13 protein-coding genes are annotated in these 22843 nt (G+C 61.8%); 8 read left to right on the forward strand and 5 right to left on the reverse strand.

Going from position 1 to position 22843, the window contains the following annotated elements; genetic code table 11:
- Positions 1-329 precede the first annotated feature (329 nt).
- Entirely contained in the window at positions 330-1322 is a 993-nt protein-coding gene (locus AC3RCM_RS19310; protein WP_232968829.1) for an alpha/beta fold hydrolase, read from the reverse strand.
- A 101-nt stretch (positions 1323-1423) separates the two neighbouring features.
- The gene (ppsA, locus tag AC3RCM_RS19315) at positions 1424-3799 is read right to left on the reverse strand and encodes a phosphoenolpyruvate synthase (RefSeq protein ID WP_020193548.1); all 2376 of its coding nucleotides are present in this window, start codon (positions 3797-3799) and stop codon (positions 1424-1426) included.
- A gap of 191 nt (positions 3800-3990) precedes the next feature.
- Here ppsA and ppsR point away from each other — a divergent pair, with 191 nt between their 5' ends.
- Positions 3991-4809 carry a posphoenolpyruvate synthetase regulatory kinase/phosphorylase PpsR gene (gene ppsR, locus AC3RCM_RS19320; protein WP_010953083.1) on the forward strand — a complete coding sequence of 273 codons (819 nt, stop codon included), beginning with the start codon at positions 3991-3993 and terminating at the stop codon, positions 4807-4809.
- Between the two features lie 370 nt (positions 4810-5179).
- On the opposite strand, the gene AC3RCM_RS19325 is transcribed toward ppsR, so the two are convergent.
- Positions 5180-6238: an IS110-like element ISPpu11 family transposase gene (locus AC3RCM_RS19325; RefSeq protein ID WP_104887826.1), complete on the reverse strand. Its 1059-nt coding sequence runs from the start codon at positions 6236-6238 to the stop codon at positions 5180-5182.
- 267 nt (positions 6239-6505) lie between these two features.
- Positions 6506-11371 (reverse strand): NAD-glutamate dehydrogenase, encoded by a 4866-nt coding sequence (locus tag AC3RCM_RS19330; RefSeq protein ID WP_492629076.1) that lies wholly within the window; start codon positions 11369-11371, stop codon positions 6506-6508.
- Positions 11372-11645: 274 nt separating this feature from the next.
- On the opposite strand from AC3RCM_RS19330, the gene AC3RCM_RS19335 reads away from it, so the two are divergent.
- Positions 11646-11999 carry a hypothetical protein gene (locus AC3RCM_RS19335; RefSeq protein ID WP_020192899.1) on the forward strand — a complete coding sequence of 118 codons (354 nt, stop codon included), beginning with the start codon at positions 11646-11648 and terminating at the stop codon, positions 11997-11999.
- A gap of 156 nt (positions 12000-12155) precedes the next feature.
- Here the strand turns inward: AC3RCM_RS19335 and AC3RCM_RS19340 are convergent, their stop codons facing one another.
- Positions 12156-13061 (reverse strand): LysR family transcriptional regulator, encoded by a 906-nt coding sequence (locus tag AC3RCM_RS19340; RefSeq protein WP_010953080.1) that lies wholly within the window; start codon positions 13059-13061, stop codon positions 12156-12158.
- 123 nt (positions 13062-13184) lie between these two features.
- Here AC3RCM_RS19340 and lysA point away from each other — a divergent pair, with 123 nt between their 5' ends.
- From lysA to AC3RCM_RS19370, 6 genes are all read left to right on the forward strand, one after another.
- On the forward strand, positions 13185-14417 hold the full coding sequence (gene lysA, locus AC3RCM_RS19345) for a diaminopimelate decarboxylase (RefSeq protein ID WP_198748265.1): 1233 nt from the start codon (positions 13185-13187) through the stop codon (positions 14415-14417).
- A gap of 227 nt (positions 14418-14644) precedes the next feature.
- Positions 14645-15145 carry a sigma-70 family RNA polymerase sigma factor gene (locus AC3RCM_RS19350; protein ID WP_012053194.1) on the forward strand — a complete coding sequence of 167 codons (501 nt, stop codon included), beginning with the start codon at positions 14645-14647 and terminating at the stop codon, positions 15143-15145.
- A 5-nt stretch (positions 15146-15150) separates the two neighbouring features.
- The gene (locus tag AC3RCM_RS19355; RefSeq protein ID WP_014859058.1) at positions 15151-16086 is read left to right on the forward strand and encodes a FecR domain-containing protein; all 936 of its coding nucleotides are present in this window, start codon (positions 15151-15153) and stop codon (positions 16084-16086) included.
- 110 nt (positions 16087-16196) lie between these two features.
- Positions 16197-18683, forward strand: a complete 2487-nt coding sequence (locus AC3RCM_RS19360; protein ID WP_014859057.1) for a TonB-dependent siderophore receptor — start codon at positions 16197-16199, stop codon at positions 18681-18683.
- 307 nt (positions 18684-18990) lie between these two features.
- Positions 18991-21657, forward strand: coding sequence for a T6SS effector BTH_I2691 family protein (locus AC3RCM_RS19365; RefSeq protein ID WP_492629077.1), 2667 nt, complete (start codon positions 18991-18993; stop codon positions 21655-21657).
- Positions 21657-22793 carry a DUF6708 domain-containing protein gene (locus AC3RCM_RS19370; RefSeq protein ID WP_492629078.1) on the forward strand — a complete coding sequence of 379 codons (1137 nt, stop codon included), beginning with the start codon at positions 21657-21659 and terminating at the stop codon, positions 22791-22793. Before AC3RCM_RS19365 ends, AC3RCM_RS19370 begins: the two co-directional genes overlap by 1 nt.
- The last annotated feature ends 50 nt before the right edge of the window (positions 22794-22843 follow it).

Below are 22843 nucleotides of genomic sequence, written 5' to 3' on the forward strand. Positions count from 1 at the left end.
ACGAAAGCGGGTATCGGCCAAGGCTACACCTTGGAGGCTGTCGCAGTCATCCGGGACCGGGCAGTCATTTGTATTCATCCTGTATTGGCCCTTCCACGCGTGACCCGTTCCTGCACAGGAACGCGCCGCTGTGTAGGAGCGGGTTTACCCGCGAAGACGGTGGCGGCGTCAACGGTGAACGGCGGGTGGAGATTGGCCAGCAGGCCCGGCCCTTTCGCGGGTAAACCCGCTCCTACACGCGGCCAGTGTTCAACCACCGAGGTGTGTCCACCACCAATCTGTGTAGGAGCGGGTTCACCCGCGAAGAGGCCATGACAGGTACAGCAAACTCAGCTGGCAGGCACAGGTTCCGCAACGACAGTGGACGCATGCACCGGCAGCAGCGGGTTGCGCAGCCAGCGCTCCACCAGCGGCCACACCTGCACCTGCGCGGCCTTGCTCACCAGCATATCGACATGCCCGAAGGCCTCGAAACCTTCTTCACGACCCAGCCGCAGGAACTGCTTGCGCTCGCCGCCCAACTGCTCGAACAGCTTGCGACAGGCCCACACCGGGTCCTGGAAGTCCCCGGCACCGGCCACCGCCAGCAGCGGTACATCCACTTCAGCCAGCCCTGCCCACCAATCGTGCTTCTTGTCGCCAAAGCGCCCGAACAGGCCGTGCCAGCGCATGCTCTCCAGGGCGAGGCCTATCGGCTCGTCTTCAGGCCCACGCTTGAAACGTGGCCCGGATATCTGCCCCCAACGCTTGAGCACCAGCTTCGCGCCCCAAGCCAGCGGCGGCACTTTCAACGGCCAATAGACACGGCTGATCTGGGTACCGAACAGCGCCACGCTGGCGATTTGCCCGGGCTCCAGGAAGCCGCCACCCAGTGCTGCCGCCAATGTCGTACCACCCAGCGAATGGCCCACCCAGTGCGGCGCCTGGCCCGACTGCTCGCGCACGAACGCGTTGATCAACGGCAGGTCATCACGGGCGTAGGCGGCAACGCTGTTGTGTTTCCAGTCATGGTTACGCGGCGACAGGCCGTGGCCTCGCATTTCCGGGATCCAGACATCGAAACCGGCGCGCGCAAGGTAGGCACCCAGGCCAACCCCTTTGGGCGAATACCAGAAGCGCCGATTGGAAAAACTGCCGTGCAGGAGAATGACCGGCACGCCTTGGGCCTGAACCTGGTCGGCCAGCCCCAGACGGGTGATGGCGAGCTCGACGCTGGGGTCCGGGCCATTACCGGCCTTGATCCGATACACGTCTTCGCTGAGATCGCCGCGGCGCTCGGCACTGAGCAGGGCCACGGGGAATAAAGTGCTGCTGCTTTGCATAAGGTTGCTTGGTGCACAAAAAAGGGCGGGGTCCATTGCTGGAGCTCGCCCTGGAAAAAACCAGGCAGGAGGGCGCCAGACGCCCCCCCGCGTTTACTGCATCAGGCCGCGCCTTGGCCTTCGGCCAGGAAGAACCAGGTCTCGAGTACCGAGTCCGGGTTCAGCGACACGCTTTCGATGCCCTGCTCCATCAGCCACTTGGCCAGGTCCGGGTGGTCCGATGGGCCTTGGCCGCAGATGCCGATGTACTTGCCAGCCTTGTTGCAGGCGGCAATGGCGTTGGCCAGCAGCTTCTTCACCGCAGGGTTACGCTCGTCGAACAGGTGGGCAATGATGCCCGAGTCACGGTCCAGGCCCAGGGTCAGCTGGGTCAGGTCGTTGGAGCCGATCGAGAAGCCGTCGAAGTATTCCAGGAACTCTTCGGCGAGGATGGCGTTGGACGGCAGTTCGCACATCATGATCACGCGCAGGCCATTGTCGCCGCGGGCCAGGCCGTTTTCGGCGAGCAGGTCGACGACCTGGCTGGCTTCGCCCAAGGTACGCACGAACGGCACCATGATCTCGACGTTGGTGAGGCCCATCTCGTTGCGCACACGCTTCAGTGCACGGCACTCGAGCTCGAAGCAGTCACGGAACGATTCACTGATGTAACGCGAAGCACCGCGGAAGCCCAGCATCGGGTTTTCTTCTTCCGGCTCGTACAGCTTGCCACCGATCAGGTTGGCGTACTCGTTGGACTTGAAGTCCGACAGGCGCACGATGACCTTTTTCGGGTAGAAGGCCGCCGCCAGGGTGCTGATGCCTTCCACCAGCTTCTCGACGTAGAAGCCGACCGGGTCGTTGTAGCCGGCGATGCGCTTGTCGACGCTTTCTTTCAGGTCGGCAGGCAGGCCCGCATAGTTCAGCAGCGCCTTGGGGTGCACGCCGATCATGCGGTTGATGATGAACTCCAGGCGTGCCAGACCGACACCGGCGTTGGGCAGTTGAGCGAAGTCGAAGGCGCGATCCGGGTTGCCAACGTTCATCATGATCTTGAACGGCAGTTCCGGCATGGCATCGACCGAGTTCTGCTTGATGTCGAAGCCCAGCTCACCTTCGAAGATGAAGCCAGTATCGCCTTCGGCACAGGAAACGGTCACGCCCTGGCCATCTTTCAGTACCTGAGTAGCGTTGCCGCAACCGACTACCGCCGGGATACCCAGCTCACGGGCGATGATCGCCGCGTGGCAGGTACGGCCACCGCGGTTGGTGACGATGGCACTGGCGCGCTTCATCACCGGTTCCCAGTCAGGGTCGGTCATGTCGGAGACCAGCACGTCGCCCGGCTGGACCTTGTCCATTTCCGATACGTCGTTGATGACGCGAACCTTGCCGGCGCCGATACGCTGGCCAATGGCACGGCCTTCGACCAGCACGGTGCCTTTCTCTTTGAGCAGGTAGCGTTCCATGACGTTGGCGCTGGAACGGCTCTTCACCGTTTCCGGGCGGGCCTGGACGATGTACAGCTTGCCGTCGTCACCGTCCTTGGCCCACTCGATGTCCATCGGGCGCTGGTAGTGCTGCTCGATGATCATGGCCTGCTTGGCCAGCTCGCTGACCTCGGCATCGGTCAGGCAGAAGCGTGCGCGCTCGGCGCGGTCGACTTCGACGGTCTTGACCGAACGGCCGGCCTTGGCTTCGTCGCCATAGACCATCTTGATCGCCTTGCTGCCCAGGTTGCGGCGCAGGATGGCCGGGCGGCCGGCCTGCAGGGTGTTCTTGTGCACGTAGAATTCGTCAGGGTTGACCGCACCCTGTACGACGGTTTCGCCCAGGCCATAGGCGCCAGTGATGAATACCACGTCGCGGAAGCCCGACTCGGTGTCGAGGGTGAACATCACCCCGGCGGTGCCGGTTTCGGAGCGGACCATGCGCTGCACACCGGCAGACAAGGCAACCAGCTTGTGATCGAAGCCCTGGTGCACGCGGTAGGCGATGGCGCGGTCGTTGAACAGCGAAGCGAACACTTCCTTGGCCGCGCGGATCACGTTATCGACGCCGCGAATGTTGAGGAAGGTTTCCTGCTGGCCGGCGAACGAGGCGTCCGGCAGGTCTTCAGCGGTAGCCGAGGAACGCACGGCAACGGCCATGTTGTCGTTGCCGGCGGCCATTTCGGCGAAGGCCGTACGGATTTCCGAATCCAGGCGTGGCGGGAATTCGGCTTCCATGACCCACTGGCGAATCTGCGCGCCGGTCTTGGTCAGGGCATTGATGTCGTCAACGTCCAGCGCGTCGAGCGCGGCGTGAATGCGGTCGTTCAGCCCACTCTGCTCGAGAAAGTCACGGTACGCCTGAGCCGTAGTGGCAAAGCCGCCCGGCACCGACACGCCGGCACCGGCGAGGTTACTGATCATCTCGCCCAGGGATGCGTTCTTGCCCCCCACATGCTCCACATCATGGACGCCGAGCTTATCGAGGGAAACTACGTACTCTACCAAGGTGATCTCTCCACTAACTGTGTTGGAAAAGCTCAAAAGGCGCCCGCCTGTCTTCTATGACTTGGCCGGGCGTTTGTGGCCTGTACCTGGAAAATAGGCGCTGCAAATGTGGCAGAATGTCGACAGCCGCATTCGGCAAACCGAACTTATCATATCCAAGAATCGCCATCAGCTTAAGGCCCAGATCGCAAATGAAACGAACCGCGTTCTTCATCTCCGACGGCACCGGTATCACTGCCGAAACCCTGGGCCAGAGTTTGCTCGCGCAATTCGAGAGCATTCCCTTCAACAAATTCACCCGCCCTTACATCGATTCGCCGGACAAAGCGCGGGTCATGGTCCAGCAAATCAACGCTGCGGCCGAGCGGGATGGGGTACGCCCGATCATCTTCGACACCATTGTCAACCAGGACATCCGCGAGATCCTGGCGACGTCGAATGGCTTCATGATCGACATCTTTTCTTCGTTTTTATCCCCACTTGAGCAGGAATTGATCGCCCATTCGTCGTATTCCGTGGGCAAATCTCACTCGATCGGCGGCAATTCCAACTACATGGAACGCATCGAGGCAGTGAATTTCGCCCTGGATAACGACGATGGTGCACGCACCCACTACTACGACAAAGCCGACCTGATTCTGGTTGGCGTGTCGCGTTGCGGCAAAACCCCAACCTGCCTGTACATGGCCATGCAGTTCGGCATCCGTGCCGCCAATTACCCGCTGACCGAGGACGACATGGAGCGCCTGCAGCTGCCGGCGGTGCTGAAAAAGCACCACAGCAAGCTGTTCGGCCTGACCATCGACCCCGACCGCCTCACCGCCATCCGCCACGAACGCAAGCCCAACAGCCGTTATTCCAGCTTTGCCCAGTGCGAATTCGAAGTGCGTGAAGTGGAAAGCCTGTTCCGCAGGGAGAACATTCCCAATATCAATTCCACGCATTTTTCGGTGGAAGAGATTTCCGCCAAGATTCTGGTCGAAAAAGGCGTGGAGAGGCGGTTCAAGTAACGCCCCCGCCCCCCCTGTAGGAGCGGGTTTACCCGCGTATGGTGGCGGCAGCGACAGTGAACGGCGGGTGGAAATTGGCCAGCAGGGCCGGCCTCTTCGCGGGTGAACCCGCTCCTATGTATGGACTCGCCCACACTGTCTAGCTGCTTTTTTGAACATAGGAACCCGGTTGCATCTATGTATCAGGCCTGTTCGAGGAAGCTTTTTGCTTCTGGCCAACATCGTGGTGAGCTCGCAGTGTGCCGTTTACATTGAGGCCACTATCAGGCCTGTAGGAGCGGAGGCATCGGTCTGCGACGGTCTTACCTAGGGTCAATGTTCACTAGCAGGGGTTGGAGCGCCTAGCGCCCCGGTGGCATTACCCGGTTGGTCAGAGGCTCATAGCCGCCTCCGGTTTTTCGTTCGGTTTGCGTTGGTAAACCTGATCGCTCTGTAACAGGGCCCAGATAATCCGCAGATTTCGATTAGCCAGCCTGATCGCCGCCTCCTTGCGCCCAAGGCGGGATAGCCAGCGCAAGAGGCGGCGATCATCTGGCTGATCGGAATCAGGCCTTAACTGACTCAAGACAGCATGCGCGCCCTGGATCATCAGGCTGCGTATGTAGCCGTCACCGCGCTTGCTCATCTTGCCCAATCTGATTTTGTTTCCGCTGCTGTGCTGATCGGGCACGATACCGAAGAAGGCGGAATACATTCGGCCACTGGCGAAGCGGCTGGGGTCGGTCTGTTTCGCCACGATCGCCGTGGCAATGATAGGGCCGACGCCGCGAATGGTGATCAGTCGCTGAGCGACTTTATCCTCTTGGGCAGTCGCTTCGAGCCGGCGGCTCAGCGCCGTTATGCGTTCACCTAGAGACAACCAGTCCATCAGCAACTCATCGAGCAACTCGCGCAACAGGTCGGGTAGAGGCAAGGAAGCATCCTCAAGCGCCTGAGGCACATGCTTATTGATCGCGGCATCGCCCTGGGGCATGGATACGCCATGCTCGAGTAGCAAACCACGGATCTGATTACCCAGCGCGGTATGTCGCTTGATGTTACCGCGCCGGATACGGTGCAGCGCTTGAATAGCCAGTGCTGTGGTGCTCTTGATCGGTATCGAAGCGATGCTCGTATCGCGACCGGCACGCAAAATGGCATAGCAGTCGTTACGATCGTTCTTAGCACCGCTGCGATGTTCGGCGACACGTTGCGCCGGCAGGATGCGAACCGGATTACCTTTGGCCTGCAGCAGTCTGGCCCAGGCTTGTGCACCTGGACCGCACTCCATCAAGACGGCCACGGTCGTTGGCAGCCTGAGCAGGAAATCGTGGAACGCTTGGCGGGATTTGATGCGATCTTCGTAGATCACCCGACCAGTAGCGTCCTCGCCTGCTAATTGGAAGACCTGTTTGGCCAGGTCTACGCAGATGGTTGTGCAAAGCTCCACATCAGTGGAAGACAGGGAATCGTGTTTCGAACTATGCTTTTTCATGGTCTCGCCCTCGCTGCCGTTGGCTTCTTCGAACACCACCGTGGCACTGTGATGCCTCGGCGGGGGCGAGTCCATCGATTACACGACGGGCTGTGTCCAACCCCCGATGTGTGTCCACCACCAATCGGTGTAGGAGCGGGTTCACCCGCGAAAGGGCCACCCCAGGAATACAAAAAAGCCCCGGCATCACTGCCGGGGCTTTGTTTTACCTCACCACAAGGCTCAGGACGGCACCACCGCCGCCTGCCCGCTCATGGCCAGGTCGACCAGCTCGCGGTTGGCCACCGCGTACATCGCATAGTCAGTGCCCGTGGCATTGCGCAGGTCGTCGAGCATGGCGCGCCAGCGCTCCACCATTCCCCGGTGCTGCTCTGACCACAACGCCACGCGGGCATCCATGTCTTCCGGTGCATCGACCATCTGCAGGACCGAAATGGTGATCGCCCGCTGCTGCAAGTCGATATCATCGCGGAATGCCTCGCGGGCCAGCGCCTGCCAGTTGTTTTCCACCGGCAGGTTGCTGATTTCCTGCAAGTACCAGGTCAGGTCCAGCGCGCTGCCCACGGCGAAGAATGCCTTGGCCACCTGCGCAGGCTCATGGCCAGTCACGTCGGCCGCTTCAATGATCGGCAGCAGGGTGTACAGGTGGCTGGTACCCGCCACCATACGCGCCAGCAACTCCGGCACACCGGCGTCGACAAAGCCCTGGTAGCGGACCATCCAGCGTTCGCGGGTAGGGCCTTCGAGCAGCTCATCCAGCTTCAGACCCAGCTGCGCGATCTTCGGCCCGAAGTGCGCGGTATCGCGCCCGGCGTCCTGTTCGTTACGGCGGCTTCGCAGGAACCAGCGGGTGGCACGGCGGCCCAGGCGCATCAGCTCGTCCATCAGGGTAAGCTGGATTTCCGCCGGCACCTGATAGTCCAGCGCCTCGATCTGGCGGAACCAGTGCGGCAGGTGGAAGATGTCGCGCACGATCACGTAAGCGCCGGCTACGTTGGCCGGGCTCATGCCGGTCGACTCCTTCAGGCGCTGGACGAAGGTGATACCCATGTTGTTGACCAGGTCGTTGGCGATCTGGGTGCTGACGATTTCGCGCTTCAGGCGGTGGCGGCGCATGGCCTCGGCGAACTTGCTGACCAGGGACGGCGGGAAAGCGGTGTCCATGTCACGGGTCAGGTAGTCGTCGTCCGGTACCAGCGACTTGAGCAGTTGCTCCTTGAGGTCGATCTTGCTGTACGAGATCAGCACCGACAGCTCGGCGCGGGTCAGGCCCTGGCCGGCAGCAAGGCGTTCGGCCAACTGCTCTTCGGACGGCAGGAATTCGATGGCACGGTCCAGCTTGCCCCGCGCCTCGAGATCGGCCATCAGGCGCTTGTACTCGGCAATCCGCTCGCGGGCGCGGCGGGCGGCCAGCGACAGCGCCTGGGTCTGCTTGTAGTTGTTGCCCAGCACCAGGCTGGCCACTTCGTCGGTCATGCTGCCCAGCAGCTGGTTGCGCTGCTTCTCGGTCATGTCGCCACCCTGCACCACTTCGTTGAGCAGGATCTTGATGTTGACCTCGTGGTCGGAGCAGTCCACGCCGCCGGCGTTGTCGATGAAGTCGGTGTTGGTGGCGCCGCCGTTCAGGCCGAACTCGACGCGGCCGAGCTGGGTCATGCCCAGGTTGCCGCCCTCGCCCACTACCTTGCAGCGCAGTTCGTTACCGTTGACCCGCAGCGCATCGTTGGCCTTGTCGCCGACATCGGCGTGGCTTTCAGTGCTGGCCTTCACGTAGGTACCGATACCGCCGTTCCACAGCAAGTCCACCGGGGCCTTGAGCAGCGCGTTAAGCAGCTCGGTCGGGGTCAGGCGGTCGGCTTCGATGGCGAAGCGCTCTTTCATCTGCGGGCTGATTGCGATGCTCTTGGCACTGCGCGGGAAGATCCCGCCGCCTTCGGACATGATGCTGGTGTCGTAGTCGCTCCAGGCCGAACGCGGCAGGTCGAACAGGCGCTTGCGCTCGGCAAAGCTGGTGGCAGGGTCGGGGTTGGGGTCGATGAAGATATGCAGGTGGTTGAACGCTGCCACCAGTTGCAGCTTGTCGGACATCAGCAGGCCATTGCCGAACACGTCGCCGGCCATATCGCCCACACCAATGACGGTGATCGGGTCTTCCTGCACGTTGATGCCGCGCTCGCGGAAGTGGCGCTGCACGCCCACCCAGGCACCGCGTGCGGTAATGCCCATCTTCTTGTGGTCGTAACCGGCCGAGCCGCCGGAAGCAAAAGCATCGCCCAGCCAGAAGCCGTAGTCGATGGCAATGCCGTTGGCGATGTCGGAGAAGGTCGCAGTACCTTTGTCCGCCGCTACCACCAGGTACGGGTCGTCATCGTCATGGCGCACCACGTTGGCCGGCGGCACCACGCCACCGTCCTTGAGGTTGTCGGTGATGTCGAGCAGGCCGGAAATGAAGATGCGGTAGCACGCCACGCCTTCGGCGGCGATCTCGTCACGGCTGCCGCCCAGCGGCAGGCGACGCGGCAGGAAACCACCCTTGGCGCCGACCGGCACGATGACCGAGTTCTTCACCTGCTGGGCTTTCACCAGCCCCAGCACTTCAGTACGGAAGTCCTCTTCGCGGTCGGACCAGCGCAGGCCACCACGGGCAACGTTGCCAAAGCGCAGGTGCACGCCCTCGACCCGTGGCGAATAGACGAATATCTCGAACTTTGGCACCGGTCTGGGCAGTTCGGGGATCAGCTTGGGGTTGAACTTGAAGCTGAAGTACGACTTGTTCTGGCCGTTTGCGTCGGGCTGGTAGAAGTTGGTACGCAGTGTGGCCTTGATCAGGTCCAGGTAGCGCCGCAGGATGCGGTCTTCGTTGAGCACTTGCACGTCGTCCAGCGCAGTCAGAATGGCCTGTTCCAGGCGCTGCTGCTTGTCGTCAAGGTCGTCCTGGGTGAGCTTGCGCGCCAGGTAGAAGCGGGTCTTGAACAACCGGGTCAGCTCGCGAGCGATGTCGGTGTGGTTGTTCAGGGTGCTGGCGATGTAGCCCAGATCGAAGCCCAGACGGATCTGTTTCAGGTAACGGGCGTAGGCACGCAGCAAGGCCACGTCGCGCCACGGCAGGCCGGCGGTGAGCACGAGGCGGTTGAAGGCGTCGTTCTCGGCGTCACCCCGGACGATGTGGATGAAAGCGTCCTGCAGGGTATCGTTGAGCTGCTGGATATCCAGGCTCAGGCCTTCGCTGTAGGTGAAGGCGAAGTCGTGGATCCAGTATTCGCGGCCATTGGCATGGCGCAGGCGATACGGGAACTCGCCGAGCACGCGCAGGCCGAGGTTTTCCAGAATCGGCAGCACGTCGGACAGCGCCAGCGGGGTGTCGGCGTGGTACAGCTTGCAGTGCAGGATGCGCTCGCCCACCTGAGTCAACGGCTGGTAGAAGCTCATGGCCAGCGGCTTGCTTTCCGACAGGTTCAGCACATGCTGCAGGTCGACCACCGCCGAGTGCGCGGCGAAGCGTTCGCGGTAACCGGCCGGGAAGCCTTTGGGGAAATCGGCGAGGATGTTGGTGCCCTGGGCTTCGCCGAAGTTCTCCACCACCAGTGCCGAGTAGTCGTCATGCCACGAGCGGCAGGCCTGGATGACTTCGCGTTCCAGCTGCTGCGGGTCGATGTCGATACGGTTCTTGGGGTCGACCCGCAGGATCAGTTGCACACGGGCCAGTACCGATTCGGAGAAGAAGGTCCAGAACTCGCAGTCGCTGGCCTTCAGGCGCTCCATCAGCACCTGCTGGATCTTCTGCCGCACTTCGGTGGAATAGATTTCCCGCGGGACGTAGGCCAGGCAGTAGCAGAAGCGGCCGTACGGGTCTTTACGCAGGAACACGCGGATCTTGTTGCGCTCCTGGATCTGCACGATTGCCATGACCGTGCTGAACAACTCGTCGATCGGCGTCTGGAACAGGTCGTCGCGCGGCAGCACTTCCAGCACCTGGGCCAGTTCCTTGCCCAGATGGGCCTTGGGATCAAAGCCCGAACGGCGCTCGACTTCGGCCACCTTCACGCGGATGTACGGAATGGCATGCACGCTTTCGCCATACACCGACGAGGTGTACAGCCCCATGAAGCGGTGCTCCTTGATGACCTTGCCGTCGGCGTCCAGCTGGCGGATCGACACGTAGTCCGGGTAGGCCGGGCGGTGCACGCGGCTGGGCAGCGCGGCCTTGGCGAACGACAGCAGCAGCGGCTCGTTGAGGTAGGCCACAGCGTAGTCTTCGATGCGCAGCTCTTCTGCCGTCAAGCCCACGCGCAGGCGGCGCGGCAGGCCGAGGAACGACTGCTCGTCGTAGACCATCTGGCCGCCATCGGCGCCGCCCTTGACGGTGAATTCTTCATAGCCCAGAAAGGTGAAGTGGTTATCCAGCAGCCATTCGAGGAAGGCCTTGACTTCGCCCTTCTCGTTTTGGGCGGGGCCGAAGGCGGTTTGCTCCACCTGCGCTACCACTTCACGCAGCTTGGCCTTCATCGGTTCGAAGTCGGCCACCACCACCCGTACCTCGGCCAGCACCTGCTCGATCTCGCGGGTCAGCACCGTCAGCTCGGCGGCATTGGCGCAGCGGTCAATCTCCAGGTACATCAGTGACTCGTAGCGCACGCCCTCGCCCTGGGTGCCCTTGGGCAGCAGCTCCAACAGCTCGCCCTTGGCGCCACGGCGCACACTGAGCACGGTGGTTTGCAGGGTGTGGATGCTGTAGCCACGGCGGTTGAGCTCGGTGCGCACCGAGTCGACCAGGAACGGCAAGTCATGGTGCAACACTTCGACCACGGTATGGGTCGACTGCCAGCCATTGCGTTCGTAATCAGGGTTGTACACCCGCACTTGCGGGTATTCGGGGTCGAAACGCTCGATGATGCGCCAGGCTGACAGGGTGCAGCCGGCCAGGTCGGAAAGCCTGCGCTGGGTGAGTTCGTCCAGAGAGATGATGCCGAAGAACTGCTCGGCGAACAGCGCCACTTGTGGCAGGGACTGCTCGCTGATGTGCTGCGCCAGGGCCGCTTGCAGTTGGTGCTGGAAGTCGGCTTTGCTGGCTGCGGTGAAGAACGCCATCTGTGGTACTCCGCTTGGGCTTTGTAATAATTGAAGCGTCGCTGCGTGCGCCGTGTACGGATCAACGATAGCCAACCCGTGGCATGACGGACGGTAAAAACCAGACGTTGAACGTGCGCAGGCACGCCCAGGGCTCGCCGAAGCTTAACGACTGATCGGTCATCTACGCTTGCAGCGCTGCGACAATTTCGGTCAAGGGGCGGTAACTTTACGTTTATGCCTGTACGCAAGACTGTCAGAATTCCCTTCCGTTTCCTTTGACCCGAGCCTGCTCATGCAAATCAACACCGCCCTGCTGTTCGCCACCCCTTGCGATGACGAGGAAGACAACATGGCGACCCTGTGCTGCCACAGCGACAAGGGTCAGATGTTCCTGCTTACCCGTTACCCGGACGAGGACACCGTCGACCTGACGCTGGATGACGAGCCGTCGACGCTGGATGGCCTTAAAGTGACCCTGAGCGCCAAGCGCCTGCTGATCGAAGTGGCGGCCGGCGACCGGGACGCGCTGAAGGGGGATGAAGTACTGGAAATCAACCTGACCAGCGATTTGAGTGACATGGATGAAGTGAAGGAAACCCTGGAGAACATCCTGGCCGGTACTGGAACCTTGGTCTGCGAGCTTTGAACCCTGCCCCTGCCTAGTGGGAACGCGGTCCACCCTGTGGGAGCGGCCTTGCGTCGCGATCGGGCCGCAAAGCGGCCCTGACAATCTTTGCGGCGGAGCTGAAGACCTGGGGCCGCTTCGCGCCCCTATCGCGACGCAAGGCCGCCCCCACAATGATCAGGCCAGCGCCTGCTGCATCTCTTTGGCCTGCACCCGCAACGCCTCGCAAAACGGCTCCACCGCTGCCGATGCTGGCCGATGGTCCGGGCGTATCAGCATTACCTGATAGGGCACCGAAACCCGTAACCTGCGGATCGGCAACCCGCCTTGCGCCGCCTCCAGCCCGCTCAGCGGGTTGATGATCGCCACCCCCAGGCCTTGCCTGACCATGGCGCACACCGAAGCGGCACTGGTGGTCTCGATGACCGTGCGGCGGTTAACCCCGGCTGCACGAAAGTGCTGATCCAGACGCTGGCGGTAGGTATCCAGGCTGGCCAGGTTGATGAAATCGACCTCATGGAAATCACTCAGCTCCAGTTCAGCCTTCACCTGCAGCGGGTGATGCTCGGGCAACACGCACACCATGTTGGCACTGAACAGCAATTCACCATACGCGCCACGCGGTATCTGTTCGACTTCAGTCAGGCCAAGGTCATGCTGCTGGGCAACCAGTGACTCCTCCAGCAAAGGCGACTCCTGCGCCAGAATGCTCACGCTCACGCCGCTGTGCTGCTGGTGAAAGCGCTGGCAAGCCTTGGGCAACAAGGTTTGCGAGAACAGCGGCAGGCAGGTGATGGCCAGCCGGCCCTGCTCGAAGTTGCGGATGGCCTGGGCAAAGCGATCGATCCGCTCCAGCCCGACGTAGGCCCGCTCGACCTCTTCGATCAACAGCAGCGCCTGGGCCGTCGCCACCAGGCGCCCGCCCTCGCGCTCGAACAGGTTCAGGCCAGTCACCTGCTCCAGCCGCGCCAGTTCGCGGCTGACGGTCGGCTGCGAGGTGAACAGCAGGCGCGCCGCACCCGTGACACTACCAGCGGCCATGATGGCGCGGAACACTTCGATGTGGCGGACGGACAGTTTCACGGCAGCACCCAGTGAGTCGACAATGGGTATATCAGATATGAATGACTGGCAGAAAAATAGCTATTTTACTGAATTCCCGCTTTGATTCATCCTCGTGGCCTTCCTTATACGAGTAACGCCACCATGACCGCACCCTTCACCCTTCTGGCCGAGGCGGTTCGCCAGCACGGCTCGCCGCTTTGGGCGTACGACGCCAGCACCATCGCCGAGCGTGTCGAGCAGTTGAACGTATTCGACACCGTGCGCTTCGCCCAGAAAGCCAACCCCAACCTGCATGTGCTACGCCTGATGCGCGCCCATGGCCTGGTGCTGGACGCCGTGTCGCTGGGTGAAATGGAGCGGGCCTTCGCTGCGGGTGCGAGCGTTGACGGTGACCCTGCCGGCGTGGTGCTGACCTGCGACGCGCTGGACCGGCCAACCCTGGAGCGAGTGGTGGCAGAGAAGATCGAAGTCAACGCCGGCTCCATCGACATGCTGCGCCAACTGGGTGAACGCTCGCCCGGCCACCGCGTGTGGATCCGCATCAACCCGGGCTTCGGCCATGGCCACAGCCGCAAGACCAATACCGGCGGCGAAAACAGCAAGCATGGCATCTGGCACGAAGAGCTGGACGAGGCGCTGGCGTGCATCAAGGCCCATGGCCTGCACTTGGTGGGCGTGCACATGCACATTGGTTCCGGGGTGGACTACCAGCACCTGGAACAGGTGGCCCGCTCGATGATCGAGCTGATCGGCCGTCTGGGCGTGGACATCGAGGCGTTCTCCATCGGCGGCGGGCTTTCCACCCCTTACCGCAGCACCGACAAACCGGTCGACCTGCAGCGTTATGCGCAGACCTGGGCGGTGGCGCGCAAGGAGATCGAAACGATGCTCGGCCACCCGGTGCGCATGGAGATCGAACCCGGACGCTTCCTGGTGGCGGAGTCGGGCTACCTGGTGGCCGAAGTCCGTGCCGTGAAACAGGTGGGGCGCAATACCTTCGTCATGATCGACGCCGGCTTCAACGACCTGATGCGCCCGGCGATGTACGGCGCTTACCACGGCATGACCCTGCTCGATGCCGATGGCCAGGCAGTAGATCGCCCGCGCCAGCCGACCGTGGTGGCCGGGCCATTGTGTGAATCGGGTGACGTGTTCACCCAGGATGACCAGGCACTGACCCCGCAGGACCTGCCCCAGGCACAGGTGGGCGACCTGCTGGTGATCCACGATGCCGGGGCCTATGGCGCGTCGATGTCGTCGAACTACAACAGCCGGCCGCTGCTGCCGGAGTTCCTGATCGAGAACGGTGCCCTGCGGATGATCCGCCGGCGGCAGACGGTGCAGGACCTGCTGAGCCTGGAGGCCGGGTTCTAACCACTGCCCTGCAAGCCTGCACGACTCTTTGTGGGAGCGGCCTTGCGTCGCGATAGGGCTGCACAGCAGCCCCACAAATGTAGCCGCGATGCCGAAACCCGGGCCGCTTTGCGGCCCAATCGCGACGCAAGGCCGCTCCCACAGGGTGTGTGCTCGCGGTCCTTGCAATAAGCCCCGCCTCTCGCGACAATGCGATCAATTCCCATTAATATTGCGATCTTGACGCCATGGCAACGCTCGATCCCCAGGCCCTGCACCAGCTGTACAGCGAAAACAACAGCTGGCTGAAGGGCTGGCTGCGCGCCCGCCTGGGCAACGCCGCCGACGCTTCCGACCTGGCGCACGACACGTTCTTGCGGGTAATGACCGCGCGTAACCCGTTGCCGATCCGTGAGCCGCGCAGCTACCTCAGCGCTATCGCCCGCGCCCTTCTGATAGACAAAGCTCGCCGTCGCATCATCGAAAAAGCTTACCTGCAGGCGCTGGCCCTGCGTCCGGAACCGGTAGAGGTGTCGCCGGAGGTGCGCTTGTCCATCATAGAGATGCTGGTGGCCGTGGACAGCCTGCTCGACGAACTCGGCGCCAAGACCCGCGCCATCTTCCTTGCCGTTCAACTCGAAGGCCTGACCTACGGCGCTGCGGCCGAGCGCTTCGGCGTGTCGATCACCACCGTGAAGAATCACCTGATCAAGGCCATGACTCGCTGCCTGCTGGCAGTCGAAGGCTGACGCCCATGGATCTCAAGACACTCGAAGCCGCTGCCACCTGGTATGTTCAGCTCAACGACGGCGCCAATAGCGAGGCCCGCACCCAGGCCTGGCGACAGTGGCTGCAGGCCAGCCCCCTGCACGCAGCCGCCTGGGCGCGGGTAGAAAAGCTGCAGCAGCAATGGGCCATGGTGCCGCCGCAGGCGGCGCTGTCCGGCCTTGGCGCGGCCCAGGCGCAGCGGCGTGACGTGCTGAAAGTGCTGGGCCTGCTGATGGCCATGGGGGGCGGCAGCTGGCTGGCGGCCGAGCAGGTGCCCTATCGTGCCTTGCTGGCCCAGCACAGTACCCGCAGCAGCGAGCGCCGCGCCCTGCACCTGGAGGATGGTTCACAGCTGGAACTGAACGTGAATACCGCGCTGGATGTGCGCTACGCCACAAAGGTGAGGGCGATTCAGCTGTATCAGGGGGAAATTCTGGTGCGTCCGGTCAGCGATCGTCAGCAGCGCCCGTTTATCGTGCACACCGATGACGGCAGCGTACTGGCCCGCAGTACCGCGTTCAGCGTCCGCAAACTGGCGCAGCAGACCCGCGTGGGTGTGCTTGAGGCCAGCGTCGAAGTTCGCCCCCTGCGCCACCCTGATCGAGTGCTGCAACTGCACGCTGGCCAGCAAGTGAGTTTTGATCAGGATGTCGTCCTCGACGCCCATGCCCTCCCCGCCGATTCCACGGCCTGGTTGCAAGGCATGCTCAGCGTGAACGACTGGCGCCTTGGCGATTTCCTCGAAGAACTGGGGCGCTATCGTCCAGGTGTGCTGCGCTGTGCCTCGTCGATCCAGGCCATGAGCATTTCCGGTGCGTTCCGCATTGACGACACCGATATCGCCCTGGCCAACCTGCCGAAAACCTTGCCCGTGAAAGTGCGCTACTTAAGCCGCTACTGGGTGAGTGTGGAGCCCGCCTGAGCAACTGCGGAAAAACTTTCGCCGCAATCTTGCTGATTTCTATTCTCGTCCGTCCCTGACACAAGCCGCGACGACAGCGACTTTCTGCCATGACTCGGAAGGACCACGAAATGCCACACCTGCACCCTACCCCAGCAACCAAGCTCAGCCAGGCCGTCCGCCTGGTGCTGTTCGGCATGTCCCTGGCCAGCGCGCCCGGCCTGTTGCTGATGCCTGCCCAGGCAATGGCCCAAAGCCAGGCCACCTACCATGTCCCCGCTGGCTCACTGGGCAACGCCATCACCCAGTTTGGCGTACAGGCGGGTGTGACCATTTCGTTCGACACCGCACAGACGCGCAACCTCGACAGCGCGGGCCTGGAAGGCAGCTTCAGTGTCGAGGAAGGTCTGGCGCGGCTGCTGGGCAACAGTGGCCTGCAGGCGCAGCGTCAGGGTAATGGTGGCTATGTGCTGGTCGCTGCGCAAAACGGCTCGGCCATGGAACTGGCGCCGATGAACATCGACGCCAACCGCCTGGATGCGACCAGCGAAGGCACCCAGTCCTACGCCGCCCGTGCCATCACCATCGGCAAGGGCGTACACACGCTGAAAGAAACCCCGCAGTCGGTCACCGTGATGACCCGCAAGATGCTCGACGACCAGAACCTCAACACACTGGAGCAGGTACTGGACAAGACCCCGGGCATCACCGTGTATGACTCGCCCATGGGCGGCAAGTATTTCTATTCCCGTGGTTTCAACCTGGATGGCCAGTACCAGTACGACGGCGTGCCCTTGGACGTGGGCGGCAACTACGTGCAGGCCAACAGCTTTTCCAGCGACATGGCGTTCTATGACCGCGTCGAGGTGCTTAAAGGTGCGGCCGGCATGATGAAAGGCTCTGGCTCCTCCGCCGGGGGCGTCAACTTCGTGCGCAAACGGGGGCAGGAAAAAGCCGCCACCACCGTCACCCTATCAGCCGGCAGCTGGGACAACTACCGCGGGCAAGTGGACGTGGGCGGCCCGCTGAACGCGTCGGGCACCGTGCGGGGGCGCGCCGTGGCGACGCTGCAGGACCGCCAGTACTTCTATGACACGGCCAAGCGCCAGGACCAGATACTGTACGGCGCCATCGACTGGGACGTCACGGCCGACACCACCGTGGGCGCTGGCCTGGCTTACGAGGATGTCGATGCCACCCCTTGCTACGCCGGCCTGCCACGCTACGCCGATGGCAGTGACCTGAAGCTGTCGCGCTCCACCTGCCTGGGGGCCAGCTGGAACGACATGCAAAGCCAGCGTATTACCGGCTTTGCCGACCTCAAGCACCGCTTCAACGATGACTGGACCCTGAACTTCGCCTCGATCTACACCCACAACACCCAGGACATCGAATACGCTTATTCCGAAGGCACGGTACCCGTCGGCGCCAGCACCGCCAGCATGAACGTCCGGGCCGGCCGTTTCGACTACGACCAGGACGACTACGGCTTCGATAGCTATGTCGATGGCAAGTTCGAGGCGTTCGGCCTGCAGCACGAGCTGATCATGGGTGTCAACGCCAGCCGACAGAAAACCCATGATTACTTCGCGCTGATGCTGCTGGACGGCAAGCAGGACCCGTTCAACCCATCCGCGAACTTCACACACCCGTCCAAGGCCGATTACCTGGTCAACCCGAGCCGCGGTGGCAGTGTGCCAACCGATACCACTACCACCCAGTACGGCACTTACGCCAACCTGCGCCTGAAACTGGCAGAGCCACTGACCTTGGTGCTGGGCGCGCGGGTCAGCTGGTACCGTAACAAGAGCGACTCCTATACCCAGTTCTACGATTACTGGGTGCATAATCGCAGCCAGGAAAACGGTCAGGTCACGCCGTTTGCCGCCGTGCTGTACGACCTGAACGAGCAGTGGACCGCCTATGCCAGCTACGCCGACATCTTCCAGCCACAAAGCGACAAGGTGAATGCCGAGCGGCAGGCGTTACAGCCAAAGACCGGCGCCAACTATGAAGTCGGCATCAAGGGCGAGCTGCTCGACGGCGCGTTGAACACCTCCTTCAACCTGTTCCGCACTGTCGAGAATCACCGCGCAGAAACGGACTACGTCGATACCTGCCCCTCAGGCGACGGGTATTGCTACAACGACAGCGGCAAGGTACGCGCACAGGGGTTCGAAGCCGAGATCAGCGGCTCGCCGATCGAGCGGTTGCAGCTGTTGGCGGGCTACACCTACACCCAGACGAAGTACCTGAGTACCATCGAAGACACTGACCCGACCGAACTGACCTTCACCTCCAGCTTCATCCCACGGCACATGCTCAAGGTATGGGGTGACTACCAGCTGGGCGGTGCTCTGGAGCGCTGGACCCTCGGCGCAGGCCTGAACAGCCAGAGCGAGAACTTCCGTACCACCGGCACTACCCGTGTCGAGCAGGCGGGCTACACCGTGTGGAACGGCCGTGTGCAGTACCGCCTCGACCCGAACTGGACTGTCGCGCTCAACGGCAACAACCTGTTCGACAAGAAGTACTACGCCACCATCGGCGCGCCGGCGTGGGGCAACTTCTATGGTGAACCGCGCAATTTCATGGTGACATTGCAAGGGGCGTTCTGAAGTACTTTCCGGGGAACGATCGGGCCGCTTTGCGGCCCTGTCTGGATGCGGACCGTATTTAAAATAGCGACCAGGGTGGCGCCTCCACCCAGTAACGATGGGCCTGCCCCGTGACAGCGGACGGGTTGACGTGAAAGGCGATGAAAACCCTGGTAACGTCAACGATACCGCTTAATCAGAAATTTCCTACGCACCTATCGGAAGCGCAACGCTCCTTTGAGAAGTGATTCCTCGCTAGTGTCCAGCCCTGGGTCGAATGCAACGCTTGCATGCATTTGATGATTATCCCTGCTCGCTGGAGCTATACATGGACTCGTTGAAAGAAACCCTCGAACTGTGCAGGCGCATCACCTCCGGCTACCGCCCGGCCCTGCGCAACAGCCCCGTCGCCGACTGTACCCGCCGCTTCGAACTGCTGCCCCTGCGCTACGCCGCCGTCGGCGGCAACCCGGCACAACGTGCCCGCCTGCCCAAATTGCCGGGCTATCTCAGCCCGTTCCAGGATGTCGGCGAGCTGACCCATTCCAGCTACGCCATCCGCCCTTTGCGCGAGGGCTTTCTCTACCTGCTGATCAAGCGCCATAGCGCACCGGCCTACGAATGGCACAGCCAGTACCGCGTGGCGCCCAATGGCTCGCTGCTGTACATCAGCAGCGACGCCCCCTGGGCGCCTGCCCCCAGCGCCGGCAATCTGGATGAGATCCTTCGCGGTTTCGGCTGGACCATCACCCTCTACGACCTGGATGACATCCAGGAGCTGCGCCCATTGTTCAGCCCTTCCCCGCTGACCCCGCGCATGCTCGACAACTACCGCCTGCTCGACGACCAATACCGCAGCAGCCTGCCCACGATCGATATCGCCCGCTTCATCCAGCCTTCCGACGCCCCGCCACAGCCCCACGTCCTCAAGCATGACCAACTGAGCTGGGTGGCCGACTTCAAGGCCCAGGACGATGCAGACCTGCAGGCGCTACTGGACCTGCAGCCGTTCAACAACGACCAGATCGTCTCGCCACACGCATCACGCCAAGCGCTGGCACCGCTGGTGAACCACAGCAAACCCCGTGGCGCCGCCATCGTCATCGAAGACGCCATCGGGATCACCCAGGAGCTCAACGCCTGGCGCAACGCCGCTGTCGAGGATGTGAAGACCCAGTGGCTGGCGCGCACCGTGGAACCCGGGGTCGACAACGAACGCAAGCTTCTGGTCGCGCAGTCGTTCCTGGAAATCGAAAAACTCTACCCGCAGATGGTGGCCGAGCAGATCGTCAAGCGCGAAGTCATGGCCGAAAAAGTCCGCAACCAGCTCCACCTGCATCCCGAGATCTACTTGTTCTCCGAACGGGCCAGGCAACAGGCCGATGCCCATGATGAACGCATGAAGCCGCACATGGCGCAGTTCGAGCGCGGCGTCCGCAGCAAAGTCCAGGCCCGCCAGGATGCCGGCGAGTTCCGCAAGCGGTTCGACCAGAAATACGGCCACCTGGTCGACCGCCAGGCCATGCACGATCAGCTCGACGGTTTCGAGCAGGCCATGCAACACGCCCAGCAAGCCGCCGAAGACCGCGCCAAGGACCATGCCCGCTGGGTGGTCAGCGAACGCTTGTTGCAGGCACTGGACCGCTACGACAACGCCGACCTCATCAACGGCCTGGCCTTTGCCGAACAGACCGGCCAGTGCGTGATCGGCATGGAGTTGAGTGAAGGGGGCACGAAGGTGCTGGACCGCTGGTGGCGCAGTGACGTGGCGGACCGGGGCAACCTGGCAATACGCGGCATCACCTACAATCAGGAGGACCTGCGGGAAGAACTGGCGGCGCTGCTGGAAGCCGCCAAGGCCGAACCGTCGTCAGCGTCATCCTTCGCCCTGCCGGAAGCGCTTGCCAGGCAAGCCCATGTCGCTGCCAATGCCTTTGGGCGCATCAACACCCTGTACGAACAGATGCAGGCACAGAGCAGCACGGCCAGCATCGGCCTGTATGCCTGGTACGTCGCGCTGGGGCGGCAAGTGCTGCGCACCGCGACCCCCAACAGCATGGACCGCGCACTGCACCAGGGTTTGCGGCTGACCTTGTTCGCTTCGGTGCATGAAACGGCTGTCGATATTCGCCTGAGTGAAGCTGCACGTAGCGGGCAGCCCATCAACCCACAACGCAGCGCAGGCCAGGTATCAAGGTACCTCGACCAGGCCTGGGCTGAAGGGTTGATGCAGGCCCGGAACAGTGACTTCTACAAAGTGCGTGTTTCCGGGCTGGTGTGCCTGCTGGAGGGGATGCTGATGGCCTTCAAAGCGCGCGAATTGCCTGACAGTGATGCGCGGGTGAAGACTGAACTCCTGGCGGCCGCGATGACTACGGCTGCGGCGGGCTTCGAAGTTGGAGCCAGTTATGTGGACCAGGTGGTCGCGCGGTACGGCGCAAACAGTGTGACCGGAAAAGGGGCGGCCGTAACATTGGGGAGGTTGAAGCTGTGGGGCGCTAGCCTGGCGGGGATCGGGGGCGGAATGCTGGCATGGTGGGACTTTACTGACTGGCTTCAACATCTCCGAAGCGATCCAACCACGAAGCAGGGCAAGAGGAAATCGAGAATTTTGGCTACTGCTTACGCGCTCCGAGGAGTAGCTACCATAACGTTATCATTGGGTGAACTTGGAACCGCCATCGCCATCGCAAAGCCTTTATTCGATCACCTTGCAAACTCCAGCGCTAACAAAATAGTAAGACTTCTTAGTCAATCAATGTCAGGACTCGCAAAAAGACTGGGTACACAGGCAGCGAGGCTACTGCTCGTTCGTTTAGTTCTCGGCGCGTTCTGGATAGGGCTCGTTTTGACGGTGATCATTTACATCTTTGAAGATGACGCTTTGGAAAAGTGGTGCAAACGCAGCAGCTTCCGCGTGGGGAAAAATTCGGAGCCTTACAAAGAGCAAGAAGAATTGGTGGCACTACATGCCGCATTCAGCGAGGTTCTGTAATGTATTTGATTGAATGGGGATTCTGGCAAATGGCAACCGAGTCAGAGACCGAACGAAAAGCGTACGAAGCTGAGTTAACACCTGCTGAGAAGCGTGCCGCCCAGGAATTTTACGAAGGGGATTTGGAAGAGGACATACACTTCCAAACTGTTAGCGAAAAACCCCACACACGCGGACCGATTTTCGCTTTCAACGAAACATTTATTGAAATGCGATGTGGTGGCTCAGAGGAAAAGCGCGGACTCATAACCATTGCAACGCTATGCGGAATCATGCCCATTATAGGTGTTACGACAATCTCCACATTGTATTTTCTCTGGGAAGACATAGCAGACCATGAGGCTCGATCACTTCTGATGGTGGCACTGACATTCATGATGGCACTCGTATCAGGTGCTACGATATTTTTTTACACAAAGTATGGAGTAAGCTTGACCCGACTGGAAATGCTGACCAGTCGGCATCTGCTCATTCGCTTCAATCGAATAACTCAACAGGTCCACCTCCACCGCCCCAGCTACTGTGGTGGCATCGTCACCTTCCCATGGAAAACGACCGGCAGCACGGGCATTCGCCCAGAAGATGATTCGCTAAGCGTTGGAGTACGACTCGGTCTAATCTGGCACCCCAGCCGCACCGGCCTGCCCCACATGGAAATGGCCTTTATCGGCAAACAAGGCCAAGGCGGCAGCGAACTGCGTGATGAGTGGGAATTCATCCGTCGTTACATGGAAGAAGGCCCACACGCCGTCCCTCGCCCCCGCCTGAGCACCCAGCTACCCTCACCCATCCAGGCATTCAGCGCCCAGTTCGAAGGCCTTGGGCGTTTCTTCCGCAAAAGCAGCTGGCTGTTCAAAATTGCGCTGCTGTTTGTCTGGCCCGCTTTCGTCATCATCGGCACCGGCCACTGGCTCAGCCTGCTGCTGTGCTGGCGACCGCGCTGGCCGAAGGTCATCCGCGAGGCCGGCCTGCCCGGCAAGCCCATTCCCCCCGTCACAACCCTGAGCGACTACCCACCCGCAATCCAGGCACGCCTGCTCGCCAACGCCGACCGCTGGCAGCTCAAGCCCGGCAAACGGCCGACGAAAAAACCACGCAAGCGCTCTACACCTCAACAGGCCAACGAAAGTGACTGATCAAACTGCACCCGGCGCGCTGGTACATCTGCGACACTTTCACTTCATCG

Source organism: Pseudomonas sp. GW823-FHT05G12 (assembly GCF_058795575.1).